Annotated in this window: 20 protein-coding genes; 12 read left to right on the top strand and 8 right to left on the bottom strand. The window is 72.9% G+C overall.

Going from position 1 to position 23,057, the window contains the following annotated elements; translation table 11 throughout:
* Entirely contained in the window at positions 1-1,776 is a 1,776-nt protein-coding gene (locus tag AC1DZC_RS07095) for a helicase HerA-like domain-containing protein (RefSeq protein WP_477042729.1), read from the bottom strand.
* A 67-nt stretch (positions 1,777-1,843) separates the two neighbouring features.
* Between AC1DZC_RS07095 and leuS the strand changes: the two genes are divergently transcribed.
* The 5 genes from leuS (at position 1,844) to holA (ending at position 9,550) form a co-directional block, all read left to right on the top strand.
* Positions 1,844-4,741 carry a leucine--tRNA ligase gene (gene leuS / locus AC1DZC_RS07090; protein ID WP_477042728.1) on the top strand — a complete coding sequence of 966 codons (2,898 nt, stop codon included), beginning with the start codon at positions 1,844-1,846 and terminating at the stop codon, positions 4,739-4,741.
* Positions 4,738-5,691, top strand: coding sequence for a DegV family protein (locus AC1DZC_RS07085; protein WP_477042840.1), 954 nt, complete (start codon positions 4,738-4,740; stop codon positions 5,689-5,691). Before leuS ends, AC1DZC_RS07085 begins: the two co-directional genes overlap by 4 nt.
* 490 nt (positions 5,692-6,181) lie before the next feature.
* Complete coding sequence (locus AC1DZC_RS07080; RefSeq protein ID WP_477042727.1) at positions 6,182-6,790, top strand: ComEA family DNA-binding protein; 609 nt, start codon at positions 6,182-6,184, stop codon at positions 6,788-6,790.
* Between the two features lie 14 nt (positions 6,791-6,804).
* The gene (locus AC1DZC_RS07075; RefSeq protein WP_477042726.1) at positions 6,805-8,523 is read left to right on the top strand and encodes a ComEC/Rec2 family competence protein; all 1,719 of its coding nucleotides are present in this window, start codon (positions 6,805-6,807) and stop codon (positions 8,521-8,523) included.
* Between the two features lie 19 nt (positions 8,524-8,542).
* The gene (holA, locus tag AC1DZC_RS07070; protein WP_477042725.1) at positions 8,543-9,550 is read left to right on the top strand and encodes a DNA polymerase III subunit delta; all 1,008 of its coding nucleotides are present in this window, start codon (positions 8,543-8,545) and stop codon (positions 9,548-9,550) included.
* Positions 9,551-9,569: 19 nt separating this feature from the next.
* On the opposite strand, the gene AC1DZC_RS07065 is transcribed toward holA, so the two are convergent.
* Both AC1DZC_RS07065 and AC1DZC_RS07060 read right to left on the bottom strand, forming a co-directional pair.
* Positions 9,570-10,193 carry an EAL domain-containing protein gene (locus tag AC1DZC_RS07065; protein WP_477042724.1) on the bottom strand — a complete coding sequence of 208 codons (624 nt, stop codon included), beginning with the start codon at positions 10,191-10,193 and terminating at the stop codon, positions 9,570-9,572.
* 96 nt (positions 10,194-10,289) lie between these two features.
* Positions 10,290-11,018, bottom strand: a complete 729-nt coding sequence (locus AC1DZC_RS07060; RefSeq protein ID WP_477037954.1) for an EAL domain-containing protein — start codon at positions 11,016-11,018, stop codon at positions 10,290-10,292.
* Positions 11,019-11,229: 211 nt separating this feature from the next.
* Here AC1DZC_RS07060 and AC1DZC_RS07055 point away from each other — a divergent pair, with 211 nt between their 5' ends.
* Complete coding sequence (locus AC1DZC_RS07055) at positions 11,230-11,370, top strand: hypothetical protein (RefSeq protein WP_477037953.1); 141 nt, start codon at positions 11,230-11,232, stop codon at positions 11,368-11,370.
* 92 nt (positions 11,371-11,462) lie between these two features.
* Entirely contained in the window at positions 11,463-12,785 is a 1,323-nt protein-coding gene (locus AC1DZC_RS07050; protein WP_477042723.1) for a helix-turn-helix domain-containing protein, read from the top strand.
* A 150-nt stretch (positions 12,786-12,935) separates the two neighbouring features.
* Here AC1DZC_RS07050 and rpsT read toward each other — a convergent pair whose 3' ends face one another.
* Together rpsT and AC1DZC_RS07040 are read right to left on the bottom strand one after the other, a co-directional pair.
* Positions 12,936-13,196: a 30S ribosomal protein S20 gene (gene rpsT / locus AC1DZC_RS07045; RefSeq protein ID WP_028046688.1), complete on the bottom strand. Its 261-nt coding sequence runs from the start codon at positions 13,194-13,196 to the stop codon at positions 12,936-12,938.
* Between the two features lie 197 nt (positions 13,197-13,393).
* The gene (locus tag AC1DZC_RS07040; protein ID WP_477037951.1) at positions 13,394-13,885 is read right to left on the bottom strand and encodes a type II toxin-antitoxin system PemK/MazF family toxin; all 492 of its coding nucleotides are present in this window, start codon (positions 13,883-13,885) and stop codon (positions 13,394-13,396) included.
* 156 nt (positions 13,886-14,041) lie between these two features.
* Here AC1DZC_RS07040 and AC1DZC_RS07035 point away from each other — a divergent pair, with 156 nt between their 5' ends.
* The 3 genes from AC1DZC_RS07035 to AC1DZC_RS07025 are packed head-to-tail and all read left to right on the top strand — an operon-like array spanning position 14,042 to position 17,396.
* Positions 14,042-15,637, top strand: a complete 1,596-nt coding sequence (locus tag AC1DZC_RS07035; RefSeq protein WP_477042722.1) for a circularly permuted type 2 ATP-grasp protein — start codon at positions 14,042-14,044, stop codon at positions 15,635-15,637.
* Positions 15,631-16,560 (top strand): alpha-E domain-containing protein, encoded by a 930-nt coding sequence (locus AC1DZC_RS07030; RefSeq protein ID WP_477037949.1) that lies wholly within the window; start codon positions 15,631-15,633, stop codon positions 16,558-16,560. The genes AC1DZC_RS07035 and AC1DZC_RS07030 overlap by 7 nt, the downstream gene beginning before the upstream one ends.
* The gene (locus AC1DZC_RS07025) at positions 16,557-17,396 is read left to right on the top strand and encodes a transglutaminase family protein (protein WP_477037948.1); all 840 of its coding nucleotides are present in this window, start codon (positions 16,557-16,559) and stop codon (positions 17,394-17,396) included. Before AC1DZC_RS07030 ends, AC1DZC_RS07025 begins: the two co-directional genes overlap by 4 nt.
* Positions 17,397-17,408: 12 nt before the next feature.
* Here AC1DZC_RS07025 and AC1DZC_RS07020 read toward each other — a convergent pair whose 3' ends face one another.
* Together AC1DZC_RS07020 and AC1DZC_RS07015 are read right to left on the bottom strand one after the other, a co-directional pair.
* Positions 17,409-18,077, bottom strand: coding sequence for a response regulator (locus AC1DZC_RS07020; protein WP_477037947.1), 669 nt, complete (start codon positions 18,075-18,077; stop codon positions 17,409-17,411).
* Entirely contained in the window at positions 18,074-19,210 is a 1,137-nt protein-coding gene (locus AC1DZC_RS07015) for a sensor histidine kinase (protein ID WP_477042721.1), read from the bottom strand. Before AC1DZC_RS07015 ends, AC1DZC_RS07020 begins: the two co-directional genes overlap by 4 nt.
* A 222-nt stretch (positions 19,211-19,432) precedes the next feature.
* Between AC1DZC_RS07015 and AC1DZC_RS07010 the strand changes: the two genes are divergently transcribed.
* Both AC1DZC_RS07010 and AC1DZC_RS07005 read left to right on the top strand, forming a co-directional pair.
* On the top strand, positions 19,433-20,065 hold the full coding sequence (locus AC1DZC_RS07010; protein ID WP_477042720.1) for a hypothetical protein: 633 nt from the start codon (positions 19,433-19,435) through the stop codon (positions 20,063-20,065).
* Positions 20,066-20,327: 262 nt separating this feature from the next.
* Positions 20,328-22,235, top strand: coding sequence for a hypothetical protein (locus AC1DZC_RS07005; protein ID WP_477042719.1), 1,908 nt, complete (start codon positions 20,328-20,330; stop codon positions 22,233-22,235).
* 66 nt (positions 22,236-22,301) lie between these two features.
* Here the strand turns inward: AC1DZC_RS07005 and AC1DZC_RS07000 are convergent, their stop codons facing one another.
* Positions 22,302-23,021 carry a maleylpyruvate isomerase family mycothiol-dependent enzyme gene (locus AC1DZC_RS07000; protein WP_477042718.1) on the bottom strand — a complete coding sequence of 240 codons (720 nt, stop codon included), beginning with the start codon at positions 23,019-23,021 and terminating at the stop codon, positions 22,302-22,304.
* Positions 23,022-23,057: the final 36 nt, after the last annotated feature.

The following is a 23,057-nucleotide window of genomic DNA, read 5'->3' as shown; positions in this document are numbered from 1 at the left end:
TCAGCGTCGGCGCGTGCCGAAGATGCTCCGCGTGATCTCACGCCCGAGCTGGGTGCCCGCCGACCTGAGCAGGCTGTCGAGCGGGCTCGTCCGGCTGGTCGGCCGCTTCGGCGCGCTCCGCTTCGCCTCCTTGGCCGCGTCGTCGGCCCGTTCCTGCGCCTCGCGCGCCGCCTCCTCCTTGGCCTCCTGCGCCTGGGCGGCGGCGGCACGCGCCGAGAGCAGCTCGTACGCGGACTCGCGGTCCACCGCGGCTCCGTAGCGTGGTGAGAGTGGCGACGACGCGATCGTCGAGGACATCGCGGCGGCCTCCATCGGCTCCATCGACGACTGGGGAGCGCGCAGCCGGGTCCAGGCCACGGGCGTTGGCGTCCCGCGCTCGGACTGCACGGTGACGACTGCCTCACCCGTGCCGAGCGACTGGAGCAGCTGCTCGAGGTCGTACGGCGAGGTCGGGAACGTGCGCGCCGCGGCCCGCAGCGCCTTGGCGTCGTCGGGAGTGAACGCGCGCAGGGCGTGCTGGACGCGGTTGCCCAGCTGGCCCAGGACGTCGGCGGGCACGTCCTTGGGGCTCTGCGTCACGAAGAACACGCCGACGCCCTTGGACCGGATCAGGCGGACCGTCTGGGTGACCTGCGTGAGGAAGTCCTTCGACGCGCCGGTGAACAGCAGGTGGGCCTCGTCGAAGAAGAACACGAGCTTGGGCTTGTCCGGGTCGCCGACCTCGGGCAGGGCCTGGAACAGCTCGGCCAACAGCCACATGAGGAACGTCGAGAAGAGGGCCGGCCGGTCCTGCACGGCGGGCAGCTCCAGCGCGCTGATCACCCCCCGGCCGTCCGTGGCCGTGCGCAGCAGCTCGGAGACGTCGAACGCGGGCTCCCCGAAGAACGCGTCGGCACCCTGCCCCTGCAGGCCGACGATCTCGCGCAGGATCACGCCCGCGGTCGCCGCCGACAGCCCGCCGATCCCGGCCAGCAGCGGCTTGCCCTCGGCGCTGACCAGGTACGCGATCGTCGCCTGCAGGTCCTTGAGGTCGAGCAGCGCCAGCCCCTGCGTGTCCGCCCAGTGCATGATCAGCCCGAGGCTCGACTCCTGCGTGTCGTTCAGGCCCAGCACCTTGCTGAGCAGCAACGGTCCGAAGTCGGTGACGGTGGTCCGCACGGGCGCGCCCTCGCCGATCCCGCCGAGGCTGAGGAACTCCACGGGCGACGCGGTGGCCACCCAGTCCTGACCGAGGCTGGACGTGCGGGCGAGCAGCTTCTCGCTCGACGTGCCGGGGACGGCCAGCCCGGACAGGTCGCCCTTGATGTCCGCGACGAACACCGGGACCCCCGCGGCCGAGAGGCCCTCCGCGAGCACCTGCAGCGTCTTGGTCTTGCCGGTGCCCGTGGCGCCGGCGACGAGCCCGTGCCGGTTCATCATCGCCAGCGGGATGCCGACCGGGGCGCCGGGGACCGCGACGTCGTCCTCGACCAGCGCACCGATCGTGAGCATCGGACCGGGGAACGTGTAGCCCGCCAGGATCTCGGCGGCGTGCGGCGAGAGCTGCCCGGCGGGTACCGCGCCGTCGGCCGCGACCGGCGCCGCAGGTTCCGTCGCTCCGGCAGCGGGTGGCGCTGCCGTACCGGCGGCCGCGGCCTCGGCCGCCGCCAKGGCCGCTGCGGCAGCCTCGGCCTTCGCCTCGGCGGCGTCGGCGGCGGCCTGCGCGGCGGCCGCTCGAAGGGCGGCGAGATCCGCGGCGGACGTACCCGAGGCAGACGACGGCGTGCTGTCCGACATGTCCGGAGCATACGGCGGACGTGGTCACCGCACCCGGGCTGGCAACCGGCCCCGGTAAACTCGATGGGTGACCTCGCAGGACGCCCCCGACACCACCGCCAGCACGACGTCCGACGACGTCCCCTTCCGCTACACGGCCGACCTCGCGCGCGAGATCGAGCTCCGCTGGCAGGACGAGTGGGAGAAGCGCGGCACGTTCTTCGCCGCCAACCCCGTCGGCGCCCTCACGGACGGCGAGGGGCGCAACGCGGACCCGTCGCAGCCGGCGTTCTTCGTGATGGACATGTTCCCGTACCCCTCGGGCGCGGGCCTGCACGTCGGGCACCCGCTGGGGTACATCGGCACGGACGTGGTGGGCCGGTTCCGCCGGATGCAGGGCGACAACGTGCTGCACGCCCTGGCGTTCGACGCGTTCGGGCTTCCGGCCGAGCAGTACGCGGTGCAGACGGGGGAGCACCCGCGGACCAGCACCGAGGCGAACATCGCGATCATGCAGCGCCAGCTGCGCCGCCTGGGCCTGGCGCACGACTCGCGGCGCACGTTCGCGACGATCGACCCCGGCTACGTGCGCTGGACGCAGTGGATCTTCCTGCAGATCTTCGACTCCTGGTACGACGAGACCGCAGCCCGCCCGGACGGCGGCACGGGCCGTGCCCGCCCGATCGCGGAGCTCGTCGCCGAGTACGACTCCGGCGCCCGGGGCGACGCGTGGGCGTCCCTGGACGCCGTCGAGCGCCGTCGCGTGCTGGACACGCACCGCCTCGCCTACGTCTCCGAGACGCCCGTGAACTGGTGCCCCGGCCTGGGCACGGTGCTGGCCAACGAGGAGGTCACCTCCGAGGGACGCTCCGAGCGCGGCAACTTCCCGGTGTTCCAGCGCAGCCTGCGGCAGTGGAACATGCGGATCACCGCCTACGCCGACCGCCTCGTCGACGACCTGGAGTTCATCGACTGGCCCGACAAGGTCAAGGCGATGCAGCGCAACTGGATCGGCCGCTCCTCGGGGGCGCGGGTGCGGTTCGCGGTGCAGGGCGGCGAGCAGATCGAGGTCTTCACGACGAGGCCCGACACGCTGTTCGGCGCGACGTTCGTCGTCGTCTCCCCGGAGCACCCGCTGCTCGACGAGGTCCCGGTCTCCTGGCCCGACGGCACCAAGGACGTCTGGACCGGCGGGCACCGCACCCCGGTCGACGCCGTCGCGGAGTACCGGGCGGAGGCGGCGTCGAAGTCCGCGATCGAGCGGCAGGCCGACGCCGGCAAGAAGACCGGCGTGTTCACGGGCCACCTGGCCACCAACCCCGTCAACGGCGACCTGCTGCCGGTCTTCACCGCCGACTACGTGCTCATGGGCTACGGCACGGGCGCGATCATGGCCGTCCCGGGCGGCGACGTGCGCGACTTCGCGTTCGCGGAGGCGTTCGACCTGCCGGTCGTCTACACGGTCGACGCCCCGGAGGGCACCACCCCGGGTGCCCGCACCGGCGACGGCCGGACGATCAACTCGTCGAACGAGGAGACCTCCCTCGACGGCCTGTCCGTCGCCGACGCCAAGGCAGCGATCACCGACTGGCTCGCCGCCCGCGGCGTGGGCGAGGGCACCGTGACGTACCGCCTGCGCGACTGGTTGTTCAGCCGCCAGCGCTACTGGGGCGAGCCCTTCCCGATCGTCTACGACGAGCACGACCTGCCGCTCGCCGTCCCCGAGTCGGCGCTGCCCGTCAACCTGCCGGAGGTGCCGGACTACGCGCCGCGCACGTTCGACGCCGACGACGTCCACTCGACGCCCGAGCCGCCGCTGGGCCGCAACGACGACTGGGTCAACGTCACGCTCGACCTGGGCGACGGGCCGAAGACCTATCGTCGCGACACCAACACCATGCCCAACTGGGCCGGATCGTGCTGGTACTACCTGCGCTACCTGGACCCGACGAGCGACGTCACGCTGGTCGACCCGGCGCTCGAGGCGTACTGGATGGGCCCGGGGCACGGTGAGCAGAAGCCCGGCTCGATCGGCGGCGTGGACCTGTACGTCGGTGGCGTCGAGCACGCGGTCCTGCACCTGCTCTACGCGCGGTTCTGGCACAAGGTCCTGCACGACCTGGGCCACGTCTCCAGCGGTGAGCCGTTCCAGAAGCTCTTCAACCAGGGGTACATCCAGGCGTACGCGTACACCGACGCCCGGGGTGTCTACGTGCCGGCGGACGAGGTGGTCGAGGACGCGTCCGTCGAGTCCGGGTTCACCTGGCGCGGCGATCCCGTCAACCGCGAGTACGGGAAGATGGGCAAGTCGCTGAAGAACGCGGTCACGCCCGACGACATGTACGCGGAGTACGGCGCCGACACCCTGCGCGTCTACGAGATGTCGATGGGCCCGCTGGACCTCTCCCGCCCGTGGGAGACCCGCGCGGTCGTCGGGGCGCAGCGGTTCCTGCAGCGCCTGTGGCGCAACGTCGTCGACGAGGGCACGGGTGCCCTGGTCGTCACCGACGAGGCGCCGTCCGACGAGACGCTGCGCGTGCTGCACCGCACGATCGCCGACGCCACGGCGGACCTCGCAGCGATGCGGGTCAACACCGCGATCGCCAAGCTCATCGTGCTGAACAACCACCTGACCACCTTGGCGACGACGCCCCGTGCCGCCGTCGAGCCGCTCGTGCTGATGACCGCGCCGGTCGCGCCGCACGTCGCGGAGGAGCTGTGGCAGCGGCTCGGCCACGACGCCTCGCTCGCCTACGCACCCTTCCCGGTCGCCGACGAGGCCTACCTCGTCGAGGAGACGGTCACCTGCATCCTGCAGGTGCAGGGCAAGGTGCGCGGCCGCATCGAGGTCCCGGTCGACGCCTCCGACGACGACCTGCGCGCCGCCGCGCTCGCCGACGCCGGCGTGCAGCGGGCGCTCGACGGCCGCGACATCCGGACCGTCATCGTCCGCGCACCCAAGCTCGTCAACGTGGTGCCGGTCTGAGCCGCCGGCCGGCGGTCACCAGGGTCGCGATCGTCACCGACTCGACGGCGTCGCTGCCGCCGGGCGCCGCGGAGCAGTGGGGGATCGGCGTCGTCCCGCTCGACGTGATCGTGGACGGCGTCGAGCACGTCGAGGGGGTCGACCTGTCCCCGGCCGACCTGCTCGGCGCGCTCACGCAGGGTTCCCGCAAGGTCACCACGTCGCAGCCGCCACCGGCAGCGTTCGCGGCCGCCTACGAGCGGGCCGCCGCGGACGGGGCGCGCGAGATCGTCTCCGTGCACCTGTCCGGCGAGCTGTCCGGCACCGTGCGCGCAGCGCGGCTCGCGGCCGGCTCGTCGCCGGTGCCCGTGCAGGTCGTCGACTCGCGTGCCGTCGGCATGGCGCTCGGGTTCGCCGTGATCGAGGCCGCGCGGCTCGCTTCGCAGCCGCTCCCCGAGCTGCCTGCGCCGTCCGGAAGGCTGGCCGCCGCACGAACCTGGTGGCAGGACCGGCATCGCGTCGACCCGGTGCCGCGGACCGGCGCCGAGGTCGCCACCCGCGCCCACCGCACGGCCGAGTCCGCACGCGTCTGGTTCCTCGTCGACTCCCTCGACCACCTGCGCCGCGGGGGCCGGCTCAGTGCGCCTGCCGCCGCCCTCGGCACCGTGCTCGGGCTGCGGCCGATCCTGACCCTCTCCGACGGGGGCGTCGAGCTGCTCGAGAAGGTCCGCACGCGTCGCGCGGGTCGCGACCGCCTCGTCGCGCTCGCGATCGCCGACGCCTCGGGGCGGGTCTCCGCCCGCATCGCCGTGCACCACCTCGGGCAGCCCGAGATGGCACAGGCGCTGGCCGACGAGCTGTCCGCCGACCTCGGCGACCGGCTCGTCGAGGTCGTCGTCAGCGAGTCCAGTGCGGTCCTCGCCGCACACGCGGGGCCCGGTGTCCTCGGAATCGTCGTCGCCGACGCCTGATGCTTTCCCCTTCTGGCCCCGACGCCTGACGCTTTCCTCTTCTGGCCCCGACGCCTGACGCTTTCCCCCTCTGACCCCGGCGGCTCCGGCTTCGGCCGCGGCCTCGCCGAGCCGACCACAGCACCTGGCGCGTGGCCTGGGGCCTGCGCGCTGCGCATCGTCGAGGCCGCCGGCGACGCGTGCGACCTACGGTCGCCAGGTGCTGCGCCGAGACCGTGAGCTGACCCGCGCGGTCCGTCGACGCCTCGACACGGTGACGGCCCGTCCCGGTCGCCGAGCGGCCACCGGCTGGGTTCCCAGCCTGGCGTCTACGCCGCCCTTGCCTTCCGCGCCCTCGGTCCCGTCTCCGTCCAGCGCACCGGATCGGCATCCCGTCGAGTCGTCACTCGGCGGCCGGCCACCCCGGCCGGACGCTCGCGCGCCTGCCACGCGATCCGGGGCGGCGCTCAGGGATGCGGCGGACTCCTATGCCTCCGCCCATGGCACCCACGTGGGCCGGCACCCGCGGCGACGGCTGCGCTGGTCCGTGTCGTGGCGGCTCGTCGGCGTCGGCGGGGCCGCCGTCCTGCTGCTCGCCGGTGGGGTCGCGCTGCGGGCCGCGTCCGCCGCACCGGGTGCGCCGGTCTCCCTGCCCGTCCCGGCACCGGACGGCACCCCGTCACCCACGGTCTCCAGCGGCGACCCCATCGTCGTCGTCGACGTCGTGGGTGCGGTCGCCGTACCGGGCGTCGTGCGGCTGCCGACCGGGTCCCGCGTCGTCGACGCCGTGACGGCGGCGGGTGGCCCGGCTCCGGACGCCGACATCGGGGCGTTGAACATGGCCCGGGTGCTCGTCGACGGCGAGCAGATCGTCGTGCCGCGCCCGGGGGAGAGCGTCCCGGCCGGCGGCGCGCCCGTCGCCACCGCGGACGACCTGGTCGACCTGAACACGGCCGACGAGACCGCGCTCGACGCGCTCCCCGGCATCGGCCCGGTGCTCGCGCAGCGGATCGTCGCGCACCGCGAGGACGGGCCGTACACGTCGGTGGACGAGCTGGGGGACGTGAGCGGCATCGGCCCCACGCTGCTCGAACGCCTCCGCGACCTGGTGCGCGTGTGACGACGGCGAACCGCATGACGACTGGGACACCGGTGACCGTCGCGGTGGCGTCGGGCGACCGCAACCTGCCTGTCGGGGATCGCGACCCGGCCGCGACCGTCGCCGCCGCCGAGGTCGTGGCGGATCGCGACCCACTCACGATCGGCATCCGCGCCGAGGTCGTGGAGGTTCACGACCCGCTCGTGACGGCCACCACGGCCGAGCTCGTGGAGGACCACGACCGGCCCGCGATCGCCACCACCGCCGAGATCGTGGAGGACCACGACCCGCCGGTGACCGTCGACCTGCGCCTCGCGGTACCGGCGGTCGGAGCGTGGATCGCGGCTCTCGCGGTGGTGCGGGCGAGCCCGGGTGTCGTCGCGGTCGTCGCGGGTGGCTGCGTCGTCATCGCGGTTGTCGGGGTGGTGCGTCGGACCCGCCCGGCGTGGACGCCGACCTTCGCACTCGTGCTCGTGGCGGTCGCCGCGGTCCTCGGAGCGGGCGCCGCCCAGACGCACGCCCGGGCGCAGGGACTCCTGCCGCAGCTCGTGGAGGCGCAGTCAGCCGCCGTGCTGACCGGGCGGGTCGTCGGCGAACCCGCGGTCCTGCCTCCCGCGTGGCCGGGCGCCCCTCCGCGAGCCCGGTGCCTCCTCGCGGTCGAGACGGTCGTCGCTCACGGGCGCACGTCCGGCGCCGTCGGGCAGGTCCTCGTCCTCGGGCCGCCAGCCCTCGCGGCGGTGCCCTACGGCGCGCAGCTAGTGGTCTCGGGACGGATGCAGCCCGGCGCGCCCGGCGCGCGGGTCACTGCGGTGCTGCTGACCGGTGCGGACCCCCAGCTCCTGCGGGACGCGGCACGGTGGGACGCGGTCGCGACGAGCGTCCGCGAGGACGTCGCCGACCTCGCGGACCGGCTGCCGGGCGACGCGCGTGCGCTGCTCCCGGGGGTGACGGTGGGCGACACGAGCGGCGTGCCGAGCGACCTCACGGCCGACATGCGAGTCGCCGGCCTCACGCACGTCACGGCCGTCTCCGGGGCGCACTTCTCGCTCGTCGCGGTGCTCGTGCTCACGCTCGCGACGGCGCTGCGTCTGCCTCGTGGCTGTCGAGCGGTCGTGGTGGTGGGCGCGATGGCGGCGATGGTCGTCCTCGTGCACCCGTCGCCCAGCGTCGTGCGTGCCGCGGCGATGGGGCTGGTCGCGGCGGGCGGCCTGCTCGTGGGCCGTCCGCACCGAGCACCTCCGGCCCTGTGCGCGGCGGTCGTCGTCCTGCTGGTGAGCGACCCGTGGCTGGCCGGCGAGCTCGGCTTCGTGCTCTCGGTGCTGGCGACCGGCGGCCTGGTGCTGCTCGGCGGCCCGCTCGCGCAGCGCTGGTCGGCCCGCATCGGACGTCCGGCCGCACAGGCGCTGGCGCTGCCGGTCGCCGCCCAGCTCGCCTGCGCACCGGCCATCCTGCTCGCGACGCCCTCCGTCGCGCTGTATGCGATCCCGGCCAACCTGCTGGTCGCTCCGGCGGTCGCACCGGCGACAGTCCTCGGGCTCGCCGCGGCGGGTCTCGCGTCGTGGTTCCCGTGGGGTGCGCACGTGCTGGCCCTCGGCGCGGGCGCGGCCTGCTGGTGGATCGGGGCCGTGGCGCGGGTCGCGGCAGCCGCGCCGGGCGCGCAGCTGGCGTGGCAGCCCGGCCCGGTCGGCATCGGGCTGCTCGCCTGCGCCAGCGTCTGCACGGCACGACTGCTCGTCGCCCGACGGTGTCGGTGAGTTCTGGCAGGCTGTGCGAGTGCCTCCTGCTGCTCGCCGTCCCGCCGCCAAGACCGTCGGTGTCTCGTGGGACGCGGTCGAGCTCGCTCCCATCCTGCTCGTCAGCGGTGCCGAGGACCTGCTCGCGGACCGCGCGGTCGACCGGGTGGTCGCCCTCGCCCGGGCCGCCGACCCCGGCGTCGAGGTGACCCGGCTGGACGGCGCGGACTACGTCGTCGGAACCCTCGGTGTCGTCGCGAGCCCGTCCTTGTTCGCCGAGGACAAGGTCCTCGTGGTCGACGCCCTGGAGAAGGGGCCCGACGAGCTGCTGTCCGACGTCACGCAGTACGTCGGGTCGCCTCCGCCGGGCGTCGTGCTGGTCCTGCGGCACGGAGGCGGCGTTCGCGGCAAGAAGCTCCTCGACCTGCTGCGCTCCACGGGCGTGCCCACAGTGGCGTGCGACGTCATCAAGTCCGACTCCGACAAGAGTGCGTTCGTCACGGCGGAGCTGCGCCGGGCGGGCCGGCGCGCTGACGCCGCGGCGGTCCGCGCGCTCGTCGACGCGGTCGGCAGCGACCTGCGCGAGCTCGCGGCCGCGTGCTCGCAGCTGGTGGCGGACACCTCGGGGCTCATCGGGGCCGACGTCGTCGAGCGCTACTACGGCGGGCGGATCGAGGCGACCGGCTTCCGGGTGGCCGACGCGGCCGTCGCGGGCCAGGCGGGCCAGGCGGTCGCCCTGCTACGGCACGCGCTGGCCACGGGCGTCGACCCGGTCCCGATCGTCGCCGCGCTCGCTGCCAAGCTGCGGGTGCTCGCCAAGGTCGCGGCGGTCCGGGGGCGGGGTGCCGGTGCGCTGCGGGACCTGGGACTCGCGCCGTGGCAGACGGACCGGGCGGTCTCGGACCTGCGCCGGTGGACGCCCGAGGGCCTGGCCGGTGCGATCTCGGCGGTCGCGCAGGCGGACGCGGAGGTCAAGGGGGAGGGGCGCGACCCCCGGTTCGCCGTCGAACGGGCGGTGCTGCGGGTGGCCGCGTCCGTCGGAAGCTGAGCCGTTCGGGGGACGCCCGTTAGGCCACGAGGGTGATCGCGGGTCCGAGCGCGTCGCCCTGCAGGAGCTCGAAGCCGAGCGACCGGCATTCCTGGACCAGCGTGTCGTTCCAGACGCGCTCCGCGACGAGCACCGCACCGTTGCGCCGGGCGAGCTGCACGATGCTCGGACCGACCCGGTCGACGTCGCGGACGTCGATCTTCACGTAGTCCGCGTAGGGCAGCATCGCGATCTGGTCGGCCTCTGCCGCGAAGTCGTCGATCGCGATCTTGTAGCCGCGCTCCCGCAGCCGCGCGAGCCCAGCCAGGACGGCGTCGTCGGCTGCCACGGACTCGACGATCTCGAGGACCAGCCGACCCGCGTGAGCAGGCAGGGGACGGTCGTCGACGACGAACGAGCGGGTCACGTTGACGAACGCGGGGTGCAGGTCCCCGGGCGGCCCGTCGCCGAACAGCACGTCCAGGACGGACGCGGTGGCGATGTCCTGACGGTCCGAGCGCCAGCGGTCGACCTGGGCGGGCAGCCCGTCCCGGGACCGGTAGAGGAACTCGTTGCCGTACAGCTGGCCGTCGGAGGTCCAGATCGGCTGACGCGCGATCGGGAGCTTCGCGGGGGTTCTGGGGGAGACTGCGGCCACGGTCACGCTGGATGAGAGTGAGCTGCGACGGATCTATGACGCCGTTCACCCGATCGGACGCACCCGGTGTGACGGGAGCGCGGCGCACCCACGTGCATGGGGTCAGTGGTTGACGCGGGGTGCGCCGGCACGGTCCAGGACGCCGGCGCGCTCCAGCAGGTTGCCCTGGAAGAGCGTGAAGCCCAGGTCTCGCGCGTGGCGCAGGGTGTCCGCGCTCTCGACGAACTCCGCCACCAGCAGAGCGCCGTACGACCGTGCGAGGTGCACGACGGGAGGCCCCTCGACGTCGAGGTCGCGGACGTCGATCTTGACGAAGTCGGCGTGCGGCAGGAGGCGACGCTGGTTGGGGTTGCTGACGAACGACGGGACCGCGATCCGGAAGCCCTGCTCACGCAGCCGGCGGATGCCGGTGATCACTGCGGGATCGATAGTCACACCGTCGTTGATCTCTATGACCAGGCGATCCGGTCGAGCAGGCACCGGGAGCTCGCCGACGAGATAGGCCCGCGGGCAGCGGACGAAGAGCAGCCGACCGTGGGCCACGTGCTCGAGGTCGACGCGTCCGAACGTGGCTCCCAGGACGTGTGCCGTGGCGCGCTCGTGCTGGTGCGCGTTCCACGTCGTGGCGGTTGCCGTGTGCTGGTCAGGGGACCTAAAGGAGAGCTGGTAGGCGAAGGGACGGCCGTGCTCCGAGAAGATCCCTTGGCGTGCGACGAGGACCGGCTCGCGAGCGATGCGCTGCGACCACTCCTGGCGGAGGGCCAGCGGGATGGCGTCCTCCACCGCGGCCGCGAGGTCCGCGAGCCTGCCGTCGGCGTCGTCCGGTGTCATGCGAACTATGACATCACAACTTCAAGCCTATGAACGAGGAACTGTGGGTGGAATTCTCATGAGTGGGCCCAAGGTCCCGATCGGACGGGTGACGGACCGTTCAGTTTCACCCGATCCCCCTACCAAACGCCCACCATGCGGACTACTTCGCCCTTCATCGGTCATCATGGTGTTGACCTAACCCCTTGCTGAAATTGACAGGAGATCCACCATGTCTCGCTCCATCAAGTCCGCCATCGCCATCGCCGCCCTCGTCGTCACGCTCGGCCTGACCGGCGGCCCCGCCGCCGTCACCGCCCTGGGCTTCACCACCAACGGCGGAGCGACCGGCTGCTGCCGCACGGCGCAGTAAGCCTGGCATCGCGATGAACGCGGTCGTCGTCACATCATCACCCCCCGAAGGGGTGGTGCATCGTGCCCACGTCACACATACAATGACTGACCATGACCACGATTGCTGACCGGGTGCGCGACGCCCGGCTTGCTGCGGGGCTTTCACAGACCGCACTGGCCGGGTCCGCGTTCTCCCCGAGCTACATCTCTTTGATCGAGGCGGGTCATCGTGAACCGACCGACTCCGCCCTTGCTGTGCTCGCTATCCGACTGGGCACCACCCTCGAGTTCCTCAAGCACGGTGAGGACGGACCGAACGAGGCACGTACCCGGCTGGAGATCGACTATGCACGGCTCGATCTGACGCAGGGTGACGCAGCAGGCGCCAAGCGGCGGCTCGAGGTCCTCGACCTCGACATCGTCTCGCCGGCGCTCCGCGTCGAGGCCCTCACCACGCTGGCCCGTGCACACGAAGGTCTCGGCGACCTGGAGTCCGCCGTGGCGATCCTCGAACCCCTGCTCGAGGACGCGCGCAGCCGTGCTCATCACGTCGAGTCCGCCAAGCTGGCCAACGCGCTGGTCGCGTCGTACCTCGAGGCCGGTGACCTTCACCGTGCCGTCGAGGTCGGCGAGCACACGCTGACCGAGCTGGAGAGCGCCGAGCTGACGGGGACGGACGGGCACCTTCGCCTGGCGTCCACGGTCCTGTGGGCCTACGTCGAGCGCGGCGACCTCCTGTACGCCACGCACCGGGCGGCAGAGCTGGTCCGTCTGGCCGAGTCGCTCGGGACGCCACGCGGTCGGGGCAGCGTGTACTGGAACGCTGCTCTCGTGGCCGAGCAGCGCCGGGACTACGAGCTCGCCCAGCGCTACACCGAGCGGGCGCTCGCGCTCCTCTCGGAGGGTGAGCCCGACCGCGACCTTCCTCGGCTCCGGCTCAACTACGCGTGGCTCCTGCTGCGCTCCGAGCCGGCGGACCCGACGGCGGCGCTCGAGCAGATCGAGCGTGCGGCCCCGGACCTGGCCGTGCTCGGTTCGGAGCTCGAGCTGGCACGCGTCGATGTCGAGCGCTCGCGGGCGCACCTCCTGCTGGGGGACATCGGGGCTGCTGAGGAGTTCGCGACCGCCGCACTCGAGCGTCTCGGCGAGCCCCCGCGCGTCGAGACCGCGATCGCGCACCTCTCGCTCGGGGACTCCCTGCATGCTCGGGGCGACCTCGAGGGGTCCGCACGTGCCTACCGCCTGGCGGCAGACATGCTCGGCATGATGTCCGCGTCACGGCAGTCTGCGGCTGCCTGGCGCGATCTCGGTGACCGGTACGCGTTGCACGGCGACACCTCCGGTGCCGCCGAGGCGTACGACCGGGCACTGCGGGAGGCCGGCTTCCGGCCGACCGTGCCGCTCAGCTCCTGGGAGACCTGGTCGCTGGCCTGATCGGACTGCACACGACGAAGGCGCCTCCCGTCCGGGGGGCGCCTTCGTCGTACCTGGGCGTCGGAGCCGCGCCTCGGACGACGACGAACGGGGCCAACCCGAAGGCCGACCCCGTTCGTGAAAGCTTCGTGCAGGCAGACTGAGCAGGGCTCAGAGCGCGGCGACCGACTTGGCCAGCGCCGACTTCTTGTTGGCCGCCTGGTTGGCGTGGATGACGCCCTTGGAGACGGCCTTGTCGAGCTTGCGCGAGGCGGACACGAGCGCCGTGTTGGCGGCGTCCTTGTCGCCACCGGCGACGGCCTCACGGACGCGACGGATGTGCGTCTTGAGCTCAGACTTCACCGCCTTGTTGCGCAGGCGCGCCTTCTCGTTGGTGGTGATGCGCTTGATCTGGGACTTGATGTTGGCCACGTAGGGACTCTCTTGTGCGTTCGCCGAAGCGATCTGACAGGTCTAGAGGGCGCACACAGCTCCGGGACTGGGGCGTGGGGACACCCGCGGAGAGGAACTGGGCTTGTGCCCGCCGACCCGGGCGGACACGCGACTGACCATGTTAGCAGCACAGTGGGGTCAGACCGAAACCCGCAGGGCCACCGCCCCGGCCGGGCTCACCAGCCCTTGCACTCCCTGAGCGCGGCGCTGACGCGGTCGAACAGGGCGCGGTCCATGACGGCACCCTCACGCCGGAACGCGGTCGGGTGCAGCTGGACGACGCGGTCGAGCCGGACCTCGCTGGGTCGGCGCTGCGCGTCCCAGCTCCCGGAGCCGATGTCGAGCCAGACCCGTCCGTGGCGGGCCTCGGCGGCGGCGTTGCGAGAGTGGTCCTTGCTCGTGAGCATCAGGCCGAGCACGTTGGTGCCCGCCCGCGCGATGACGAGGACGGGTCGGTCCTTGCCCTGGGAGGTGTCCTCCTCGTACGGCACCCAGCCCCAGACGATCTCGCCGGGGTCGGCGTCACCGTCCAGGCTCGGCGCGTACGTCGGGTGGACGACCCCGCCGTGGTCGGGCAGGACGACCCGGTGGGGCGGGGCGGCTGCCGGGGTACGCCTGAACCGGGCGAGGAGCCGGTGCAGGGCCGGCCAGCGGGTCGCGCGAGTCACGGTCAGAAACGTAGCGGTCATGGGCCGGGCCGGTCGGGTTTCGGCAGCTGCCGGGCGCACGCGGAGACGCACACTAGCGGTCCCACGTGCGCGTTCTGTTACCGGGCCGGGCGGTTCGTAACGCGCCGTTATCACCGGGCGGATACTGTCCGGAACATGGCGGACCTGTTCGAGGACTACCCAGCGGGCGCGGCCTGGGACGAGATGATCGGCGCCGACGGGGGATCCCGCGCGGCCTACAAGGGTCTGCACACGGCACTGGCCGAGCTGAGCGCCGGCGAGCTGCGCGGCCGGGCGGAGACGCTGGCCCGTTCCTACCTCGCCCAAGGCGTCACCTTCGACTTCGCCGGCGAGGAGCGACCGTTCCCGCTGGACGTCGTCCCGCGCGTCGTCGCCGGGGACGAGTGGGAGCACGTCGCTCCCGGCGTGGCCCAGCGGGTGCGGGCGCTCGAGGCATTCCTCGCCGATGTCTACGGTCCGCAGCGCGCCATCGCGGACGGCGTCATCCCGCGGTCGGTCGTCGTCTCGTCGACGAACTTCCTGCGCGCCGCCCGGGGCATCACCCCGCCCAACGGCGTGCGCGTCCACGTCTCGGGGATCGACCTCATCCGCGACAGCCTCGACGGCTGGCGGGTGCTCGAGGACAACGTGCGCGTCCCGTCGGGCGTCAGCTACGTCCTGTCCAACCGCCGGGCGATGGCGCAGACCTTTCCCGAGCTGTTCGCCGCGCTGCGGATCCGGCCCGTCGCCGACTACCCGCGTCGGCTGCTGGCGGCGCTGACGGCCGCCGCGCCCCACGGCGTGGACGAGCCGACGGTCGTCGTGCTCACGCCGGGCGTCTTCAACAGCGCCTACTACGAGCACTCGCTGCTCGCGCGGATGATGGGTGTCGAGCTGGTCGAAGGCCGCGACCTGTTCTGCGCAAGCGGACGCGTCTGGATGCGCACGACCCAGGGCCGCCGCCGTGTCGACGTGATCTACCGCCGGGTGGACGACGACTACCTGGACCCGGTCGTGTTCCGCAACGACTCGTTCCTGGGCAGCCCCGGGCTGATGACGTGCGCGCGGAACGGGACCGTCACCATCGCCAACGCGGTCGGCAACGGCGTGGCCGACGACAAGCTCGTCTACACCTACGTGCCGGACCTGATCCGTTACTACCTCTCCGAGGAACCGATCCTGCGCAACGTCGACACGTGGCGGCTCGAGGAGCCCGACGCGCTCGAGGAGGTGCTCGACCGGCTCGACGAGCTTGTCGTCAAGCCCGTCGACGGGTCGGGCGGCAAGGGGCTCGTGGTCGGGCCGAAGGCGACCAGCCACGAGCTGGCGGCGCTGCGGGTCCGGCTGCGGGAGGACCCGCGCGGCTGGATCGCGCAGCCCGTCGTGCAGCTGTCCACCATCCCGACGCTCATCGGCGACAAGCTGCGGCCGCGGCACACCGACCTGCGGCCGTTCGCGGTGAACGACGGCGAGTCGGTGTTCGTCCTGCCGGGCGGGTTGACGCGCGTGGCGCTGCCCGAGGGCGAGCTGGTGGTCAACTCGTCGCAGGGCGGCGGGTCCAAGGACACCTGGGTGCTCGGCGGCGCTGTGCCGCGCCGGGCCGTGCGGCACGGTTCCGACCTGCCGCAGTCGGTCGCGCAGGACGAGGCGGTCCCGATCGAGTCCAACCCGAACGACATGCGCGCTCAGGTCATGCAGCAGCAGCAGCAGCTGGTTCGCGAGTTCCCCGTCGGAGGTGGTGGCGTGTGCTGAGCCGCATCGCGGAGTCGCTGTTCTGGATCGGGCGGTACGTCGAGCGTGCCGACGACACGGCGCGCCTGCTCGACGTCCACGTGCAGATCCTGCTCGAGGACCCGTGGGCGGAGGAGGACCTGGCCTGCCGGTCTCTGCTGTCCGTGATGGACCGGCCCGCGGAGCCGAGCCACGTGATGGTGGGCCGCGAGTACGTGCTCGACATGCTGGCGTACGACCGGTTCGCGCCGTCATCGATCGCCGGGTCGCTGGTCTCGGCGCGGGAGAACGCGCGACGGGCCCGGGAGACCATCTCGACCGAGCTCTGGGAGTCGCTCAACGCGACGTGGAACCAGCTGCCCTCGCACATGCGCCCGGCCCGCCCGCACGACTACTTCACGTGGGTGCGCGAGCGCGCCGCGGTCGTCGCCGGGATCACGGACTCCGCGACCTCGCGCGACGACACGTGGAACTTCATGGTGCTGGGCCGCTCGATCGAGCGGGCGGACATGACCGCACGGCTCCTGACCACGCGCGCGCTCGCCGGGTCGGCCGGGCCGAGCTGGACGACGCTGCTGCGCTCCTGCGGCGCGCACGAGGCGTTCCTGCGGATGTACCGCGGTGCCGCGTCCGACGAGCGGGCTGCGGGGTTCCTGCTGACCGACCAGCTGTTCCCGCGGTCGATCGTCTTCGCGCTCAACCAGGCGGAGTCGTGCCTGGCGGCCCTCGAGCCGACGGCGGACCGGGCTGCGGTCGACGACGCCCGGCGGCACATCGGCTACGTCCGGACGAACCTGGAGTACCGGCCGCTCATCGAGGTCCTCGATGCGCTGCCCAAGGAGATGGAGCGCGTGCAGCGGGCCTGCTCGGCCGCGTCGGACGCGATCCGGGGCCGGTACTTCCCGAGCGGCTCCGCGACGAACTGGGTGGGAGAAGCGCTGTGAGCCGGCTGCGAGTGGTCCACACGTCCGCGTTCCAGTACGCGAGCCCCGTGCTCGCGTCGTACAACGAGGCGCGGATGACGCCGCTGACCCAGCAGGGTCAGACGGTGCTGGAGTCCAAGATCGACGTCCACCCGCACACGGGCTGGTCCGAGTACCGCGACTACTGGGGAACGGCTGTGTCCGCGTTCGAGGTGCTGACCCCGCACGAGTCGATGGTCGTGACAGCCGAGCACCTCGTCGACGTCGCGGAGCGCCAGCCGCTGCGCAACCCGGCCGGCTGGGAGACCTTGCGCGGTACCGAGCTGCGCGACCGGCTCGCCGAGTTCCTCTCGGACACGCCGACCACGGCACCGCCCGAGGACGTCGTCGAGCTGGCCCGTCGCGTCGCGGCCGACCTGCCGCCCGCGGAGGCGGCGCTCGCCGTGAGCAACGCTCTGCGCGACGAGGTCGAGTACATCCCGGGCGCGACGACGGTGCACACCCCGGCGTCCGAGGCCTGGGCCAAGCGCGCCGGCGTGTGCCAGGACCTCGCGCACCTGGTGTCCGGGGCACTGCGGTCCATCGGCATCCCCGCCCGGTACGTCTCGGGCTACCTGCACCCGGACGACGAGGTCGAGATCGGCACGACGGTCAGCGGTGACTCGCACGCCTGGGTCGAGTGGTGGGTGGGCGAGTGGTTCGCCTACGACCCGACCAACCGGGCGATCGCGGGCGACCACCACGTGGTGATCGCGCGGGGACGCTCGTACGACGACGTCCCGCCCTTGCGCGGGATCTTCGCCGGTGCGGGCACGCAGGAGACCTCCGTGACGGTGGAGATCACGCGCGAGGCCTGACGCGCTCGCGGGTCAGGCGATGCCGGCCTCGACGGCCAGGATCGCCGCCTGCGTCCGGTTGGCGACGCCCAGCTTGTCCATGGCGCGCGTGAGGTAGGTCTTGACGGTCGTCTCGGCGAGGAACGTCCGCCGGGCGATCTCGGCGTTCGAGAGGCCGTCGGCCAGCAGCGCGACGATCTCGCGCTCCCGGTCGCTCAGAGCGCCGACCGCTCGCACGGCCCGGGCGTGCCGCGGGTCGAGGCCGGGACCGACCGAGTCCAGCAGCCGGCGCGTCACGGCCGGGGACAGGACCGCGTCGCCGTCGGCCGCCGCGCGGATCCCTCGTCGCAGCTCGTCGGGGGAGCTGTCCTTGAGCAGGTAGCCCGACACCCCCGCCCGCAGTGCCGGAAGGAGGTACTCGTCGTAGAGGAAGCTCGTGAGCAGGACGACCGCGGTCTCGGGTCGCGCGCGCAGGATCTCGGCCGCGGCGGCGACACCGTCGAGCTCCGGCATCTGGATGTCCATCAGCACGACGTCCGGCCGGTGGGCGGCCGCCTGCTCGATCGCCGCGCGCCCGTCCGAGGCGGACCCGACGACGGTGAGGTCGTCGGCGACCTCGACCATCTGCGTGATGCCGAGCCGGAACAGCTCCTCGTCGTCGACGACGAGGACACGGACCGTGCCGTTCGCGGTGGTGCTCATGTCGCCTCCGGCGAGGTCGGTTCCAGGGCTCGTGGTGACCGGGGGAGGAACGCCTCGACGAGGAAGCCGCCGTCGCCCGTCGCCGCGGCCGTCGTCGTCCCACCGGCGCTGCGCACGCGGTCGGCCATGCCCGCGAGCCCGGCGCCCTGGCCGGGACCGCGGACCACACCGTGGGCCGGCGGGTCGTTGCGTACGACGACCTGCAGGCGGTCGCGGTCGGCGGACCGGACGACGACCCTCGTCGCCGCGCCGGGCGAGTGCGCGGTCGCGTTAGTCAACGCCTCGCGCACGACGAGCGTCACGACGGACCCGGCCGCGCCGCGCAGCTCGTCGGCGGAGACCTGGACGTCGAGCTCGATCGGCTGTCCGACGGCCCGTGCCTCCTGCGTCAGCCGGCTCAGGACGGCGAGGACGTCGTCGGGGTCGTCGTCGGGCGGGTATCGGCGTTCCAGGCCGAAGACCTCGCGCAGGTCGTCGGTCGCGAGCCGTCCCTCGTGCCGGATCCGCTCGGCGGCCTCGTGCACGGCCGGGGACGGGTCGGAGGTCTCGAGCAGGTTCGCGGTGAGCACGATGACGCTGATCCGGTGCGCGACGGTGTCATGGGTCTCGCGGGTCAGCCGCTCCCTCTCGGCGGTCCGCGCGGTCTCGGCGGCTCTATCCTGTGCGCGGGTCGCGCGCACGGCTGCCTCGGCTGCCCGACGTTGGGTGTCGCGGTCGGCGCGACCGATCAGCCAGGGCACGAGGATCGCGACGACGTACGCGACGGTGGCGGCCGGGACGACGTGGGGTGCCGTGAGCGCCTCCACGGGTCCGACGAGCAACGCCGCCGCGGCGATCCACAGCGCGCTGGCCCGGGTCGAGGCGACCTCGCGCCCGGTCGAGTGCGCCGCGACCAGTGCGGCCGGTGCCGGCGACACCCAGCACAGCAACGTCGTGGCCAGCAGGACGGGGCCTGGGAACGACGAGCGCAGGAGCAGGGCCATCGATGCGAGCACCTGGGCGAGCAGCTCGACGGGAACCCCGTGGACGGCGGCGCCACCCTCGTCGCGGACCAGCACGACTGTCACACCGCACAGGGCCGCGAGCACGGCGACGGTGAGGTCGAGCCGTGACGGCACTGCCGGCCGCGTCATTCGCCCACCGTAGGGGCGCGGGCTCGTGGAGTCGACCTTCGTACGACACGGGTCGGACCGATCGTCGGACCTGGTCAGCGGCGTGCCCGGGCACTGTTGAACCGTCACCGACCGCCCCGCTCTCGTGGCTCGCTTCCCCGATGAGCCGGTGGCGTCAGGACTTCAGCACCCCGTCCGGCAGAGACGACCGAGACGGATGCAGGACCACAGAAGGAGCACGACATGTTCAGCACCGCTAGGAAGACGTGGCTCGCGGCGACCGCCGGGGCTGCCCTGCTCACCCTCACGCTGACCGCCTGCGGTGGCATGAGCGAGGTCGAAGCCCCGCCGGCCAAGGCCGCCGCCACCGCCGAGGCCCCGGTCGCCGAGGACACCACACCCGAGCCGGTCGCCGAGGCAGCAGCCGAGCCGAAGGGCACCTTCAAGGACCCGTTCGTGTTCGGCACGCCCGTGGGCACCGACGACCTGGCCGTCACGCTGGGCGCGGTCGAGGTGGACGGTGTCACCGAAGCCGTCAAGGCCGCGAACGAGTTCAACGAGGACGCCCCTGCGGGCACGGCGTACGTCCGGGTGCCGGTCACCCTGACGAACACCGGCACCGAGAAGGTCACCCCGTGGCTGGCCGTCACGGTCACCCTGGTCGCCCAGACCGGAGAGTCGTTCGACAACGTGCTGCTCGCCGAGGGCTCGGGTGCCTCGCTCGGCAGCCTGACCGACGTGGCCGACCTGTACGAAGGCGGAACCGGCACGGGCTACCTCTACTTCGCCGTGGACCCCGCCGCGCTGCCGACCATGGTCTTCAACGTCGCCGAGCTGATCTCGTTCAGCGACGGCGTGTTCGTCAAGGCAGTCTGACCGTCGACCTACGTCGCCGGCGCCTCGCGAGGCTCGCGTGACCCGTCCTGAGCACCCGGCCAGCTCCGCTGGCCGGGTGCTCGTGCGTGCGGGTGGACGACGGCGTCGACGAGTGCCGCGGCGGCCCGTCGTCGGCTCGTGGGCTCCGTCGAGGAGTCGACCTTCGTACGACATGGATCGGACCGATCGTCCGACCTGGTCAGCGGCCCGTCGCGGGACGGTTGAACCCTCATCGATCCACCACCGCCAAGAGAGCAGAGACATGAACCCGAACACCCGCCGCCTGATGCGCCTGACGGTGCCGGGCCTCGTGATTGCCGCCGTCCTCGTCCCGTCCGCCGCTTCTGCGGCGTCTGCTGAGGACATCGACACCGTCGTGGTCCTCGACCAGGCCGCCGACACCTCCGCGGACGTGCCGACCGAGAACGCCACGCCGGCGCCCGCCGACGTCGCCGCGGCCGTTCCGCCCGCCGACGTCGCCGAGCCCGTCGCGGTCGCCGCCGCGGAGGTCGAGAACCCCGCCGCGCCGGCGCCGACGACCGACGCCGCCGCCGTGACCGCGGCCGCGGTCGCCGCCGAGCCCGTCGCGACCGCGGCGCAGGCGCCGGAGKCCGCCGCCACCGCGACGCCCCCCGTCGCGCTGACCGCCTCGGTGGTCGCGCAGGCGGACACGGTGACCGAGCGCGTCGTCCTGCACGCCGCGGCCACGAATAACGACACGAAGGCAGCACGCATCGTGTTCTCGAGCTCCTACGGCCAGGTCGCGTTCGACGGTGTCGCGCCCGGCGCGACCGTCAGCGGTGACATCCAGACCGGCCAGCGTTCCGTCGCGGCCGGCTCGGTGACCCTCGCGGCTCACATCGCGGCCGACGCCAGCCACGCCGGTGCCTACACGAACCGCACCCTCACGTACGCCCCGTCCATCGCGACGGTCGCCCCGCGAGGGCGCGCGAACGGCAACGGCTGGGTCCACCCCCAGACCGGGCACTCGTTCCTCGCCGGGTACTTCGTCAACACGGGCGGCGACCCGGTCGTCGTCCGTCTCCTGACGCCGTATGGCGACTCCGAGCAGCAGACGGTCGCGCCGGGTGCGGCGGCCTACCTCACGGTGGACACCGGGAAGGTGTCCGTCCCCGCCGGCACGATGTCCATCCGCGCGTACAAGTACGTCGACGGCCGCGGCTACGCCCACGTGTTCGACATCACCCACCCCGAGCTGACGGGCTTCGAGCCGGTCAAGCCGGTCCCGCCGCGCTCCGTCACCCCCGCGGTCCCGACCTGGGTGGACCCGTGCGGCGTCGACGACAACGGCACGTGGAAGTTCACCGACACCGCCGACTACACGTACACGGTCCGGACGTTCTCCAACGACAAGGTGCAGATCAAGGCGACGCCCGCGGACGGCGTCGTGTTCCCGGCGGCCGCGGCCGTCCAGTGGCAGAAGTTCCAGGACAACAGCCGGTGCCTGATCTCGCCGTCCGTCCGGGTCACCCAGCCGACGACGGACGTCGCCACCGGTGCGGTCACGATCGACCGCGTCGAGGGCATCGCGTCGGCGTACGTCTTCAACGGCGCCGGTGTCGTCTCGGGCAAGCCCGCTGACCTCAGCCGCCTGCAGGCGGGCACCTACACCGTGATCGCGACCCCGGCCGCCGGGTACGCGTTCGGCAGCCTGCCCGCCGGCTGGAAGCTCAGCGTCAGCGGCAAGGCCGTTCTCACGTTCGTGGTCGCGGCGCCGAGCACCGCTCCGGTCCTCCCGTCTGTCCCGACGACGCCCGACCTGGGCGACGCGGCCGCCGAGGTGTCCGACGTGGCCGACAACGCCGGCGTGGCCGACATCGCCGACCTGGCCGACGAGGCCGCGCCGGCCGACCAGGCCGAGGTCACGGGAGCTGTCCGGCAGGTCCCGGCGAGCGCGTTCGCCCGGGAGGCCTCGTTCCGCCCTGCCGACGTCAACCCCCTCGTCGCGTCGCAGGTGCTCGCGGCCGGTTCGTCGAGCGGCACCCTCGCGCTGACCGACGACTCGGGGGACACGCAGGTGCGTGCCGACGCCCCGGTCGCGAAGCACGCGACGGCCGAGGTGTCCGACGGCTCGCGCTCGATCCTCGCCTACCTGGTGGTCGGGCTCAGCACGCTCGCACTGGGCGTCGCCCGGTGGGTCCGCATCTGACGCACTCCGCAACGACGCAGGTCTCCCGGCCAGTCCGACTGGCAGGGAGACCTGCGCGTCTGTCGGCTACGGGGTCAGGCGACGGGACAGGGCGTCGTCGAGCGCCGGTCGGTCGCCCGTGACCTCGAGCAGGTCCGGCGAGAGCCGTCCCCACAGGAGGAGGGCGAGGTCGCTCGCCGTCCCGTGCACCGCGACGACCGGGCCAGTGGCCCCGCCGAGCAGCCACGACCGGTCCGCGTCGGTGGCGTGCAGCGCGACGGGTTCGGGCAGGGGCTCCATGCGTCCCATGCGCTCCTGGCGCGGCTGCATGACCGTGACCACCTCGTCGACGGTGTCCGCCCACACGACGGGATCGACGACGAGGTCCAGGGTGCCCGCGGTGCGCAGGTCCCAGAGGTGGACGAGGGTCTCGTGCACCTGCCGGCGACGCCAGAACGAGGCCGGGCCGTTCCCGTCGAGGGTCCAGGCCTCCGCGTCGGGACCGAGCGAGGTGAGGGTGTCGACGAGCTCGGCCGCGCAGTCGCGGTAGAGGTCCTCCAGCACGAAGGGCCCGCGGCCCAGCGGCGTCTCCTGCCGGCGTCGGGCCTGGCCGGCGGCCCAGTGGTGGATCCGGGCGACGTGGACGACGAGGTCCTTCACGCGCCAGCGGCCGCACCAGGGGACGCGGGTGGTCGGGTCGACCGCGGGGATCGTCGCGAGGAACTGGCCCTGGAGATCGGACAGGACGGTCAGGAGGTCGAGGGTCGCGGCGGGCGCAGCTTCTGAAACAGGAGGGTGCGTCGTCATGGGACCATGGTGGTACCGACCGCACGCGACCCGACA

The sequence above is a fragment of the Cellulomonas sp. P2_B4 genome (assembly GCF_056404795.1).
The sequence above is the reverse complement of the archived record's forward strand: the minus strand, read 5'-3'. Positions and strand labels throughout refer to the sequence as shown.

What these genes read in the sequence shown, in the direction of transcription:
- AC1DZC_RS07055 (WP_477037953.1), top strand. Translation starts at nt 11,230, where the DNA reads ATGTCTCGCTCCATCAAGTCCGCCATCGCCATCGCCGCCCTCGTCGTC.
- AC1DZC_RS07060 (WP_477037954.1), bottom strand. Translation starts at nt 11,018, where the DNA reads ATGACACCGGACGACGCCGACGGCAGGCTCGCGGACCTCGCGGCCGCG.
- AC1DZC_RS07035 (WP_477042722.1), top strand. Translation starts at nt 14,042, where the DNA reads ATGGCGGACCTGTTCGAGGACTACCCAGCGGGCGCGGCCTGGGACGAG.
- AC1DZC_RS07010 (WP_477042720.1), top strand. Translation starts at nt 19,433, where the DNA reads ATGTTCAGCACCGCTAGGAAGACGTGGCTCGCGGCGACCGCCGGGGCT.
- AC1DZC_RS07075 (WP_477042726.1), top strand. Translation starts at nt 6,805, where the DNA reads ATGACGACTGGGACACCGGTGACCGTCGCGGTGGCGTCGGGCGACCGC.
- AC1DZC_RS07015 (WP_477042721.1), bottom strand. Translation starts at nt 19,210, where the DNA reads ATGACGCGGCCGGCAGTGCCGTCACGGCTCGACCTCACCGTCGCCGTG.
- AC1DZC_RS07000 (WP_477042718.1), bottom strand. Translation starts at nt 23,021, where the DNA reads ATGACGACGCACCCTCCTGTTTCAGAAGCTGCGCCCGCCGCGACCCTC.
- AC1DZC_RS07020 (WP_477037947.1), bottom strand. Translation starts at nt 18,077, where the DNA reads ATGAGCACCACCGCGAACGGCACGGTCCGTGTCCTCGTCGTCGACGAC.
- AC1DZC_RS07050 (WP_477042723.1), top strand. Translation starts at nt 11,463, where the DNA reads ATGACCACGATTGCTGACCGGGTGCGCGACGCCCGGCTTGCTGCGGGG.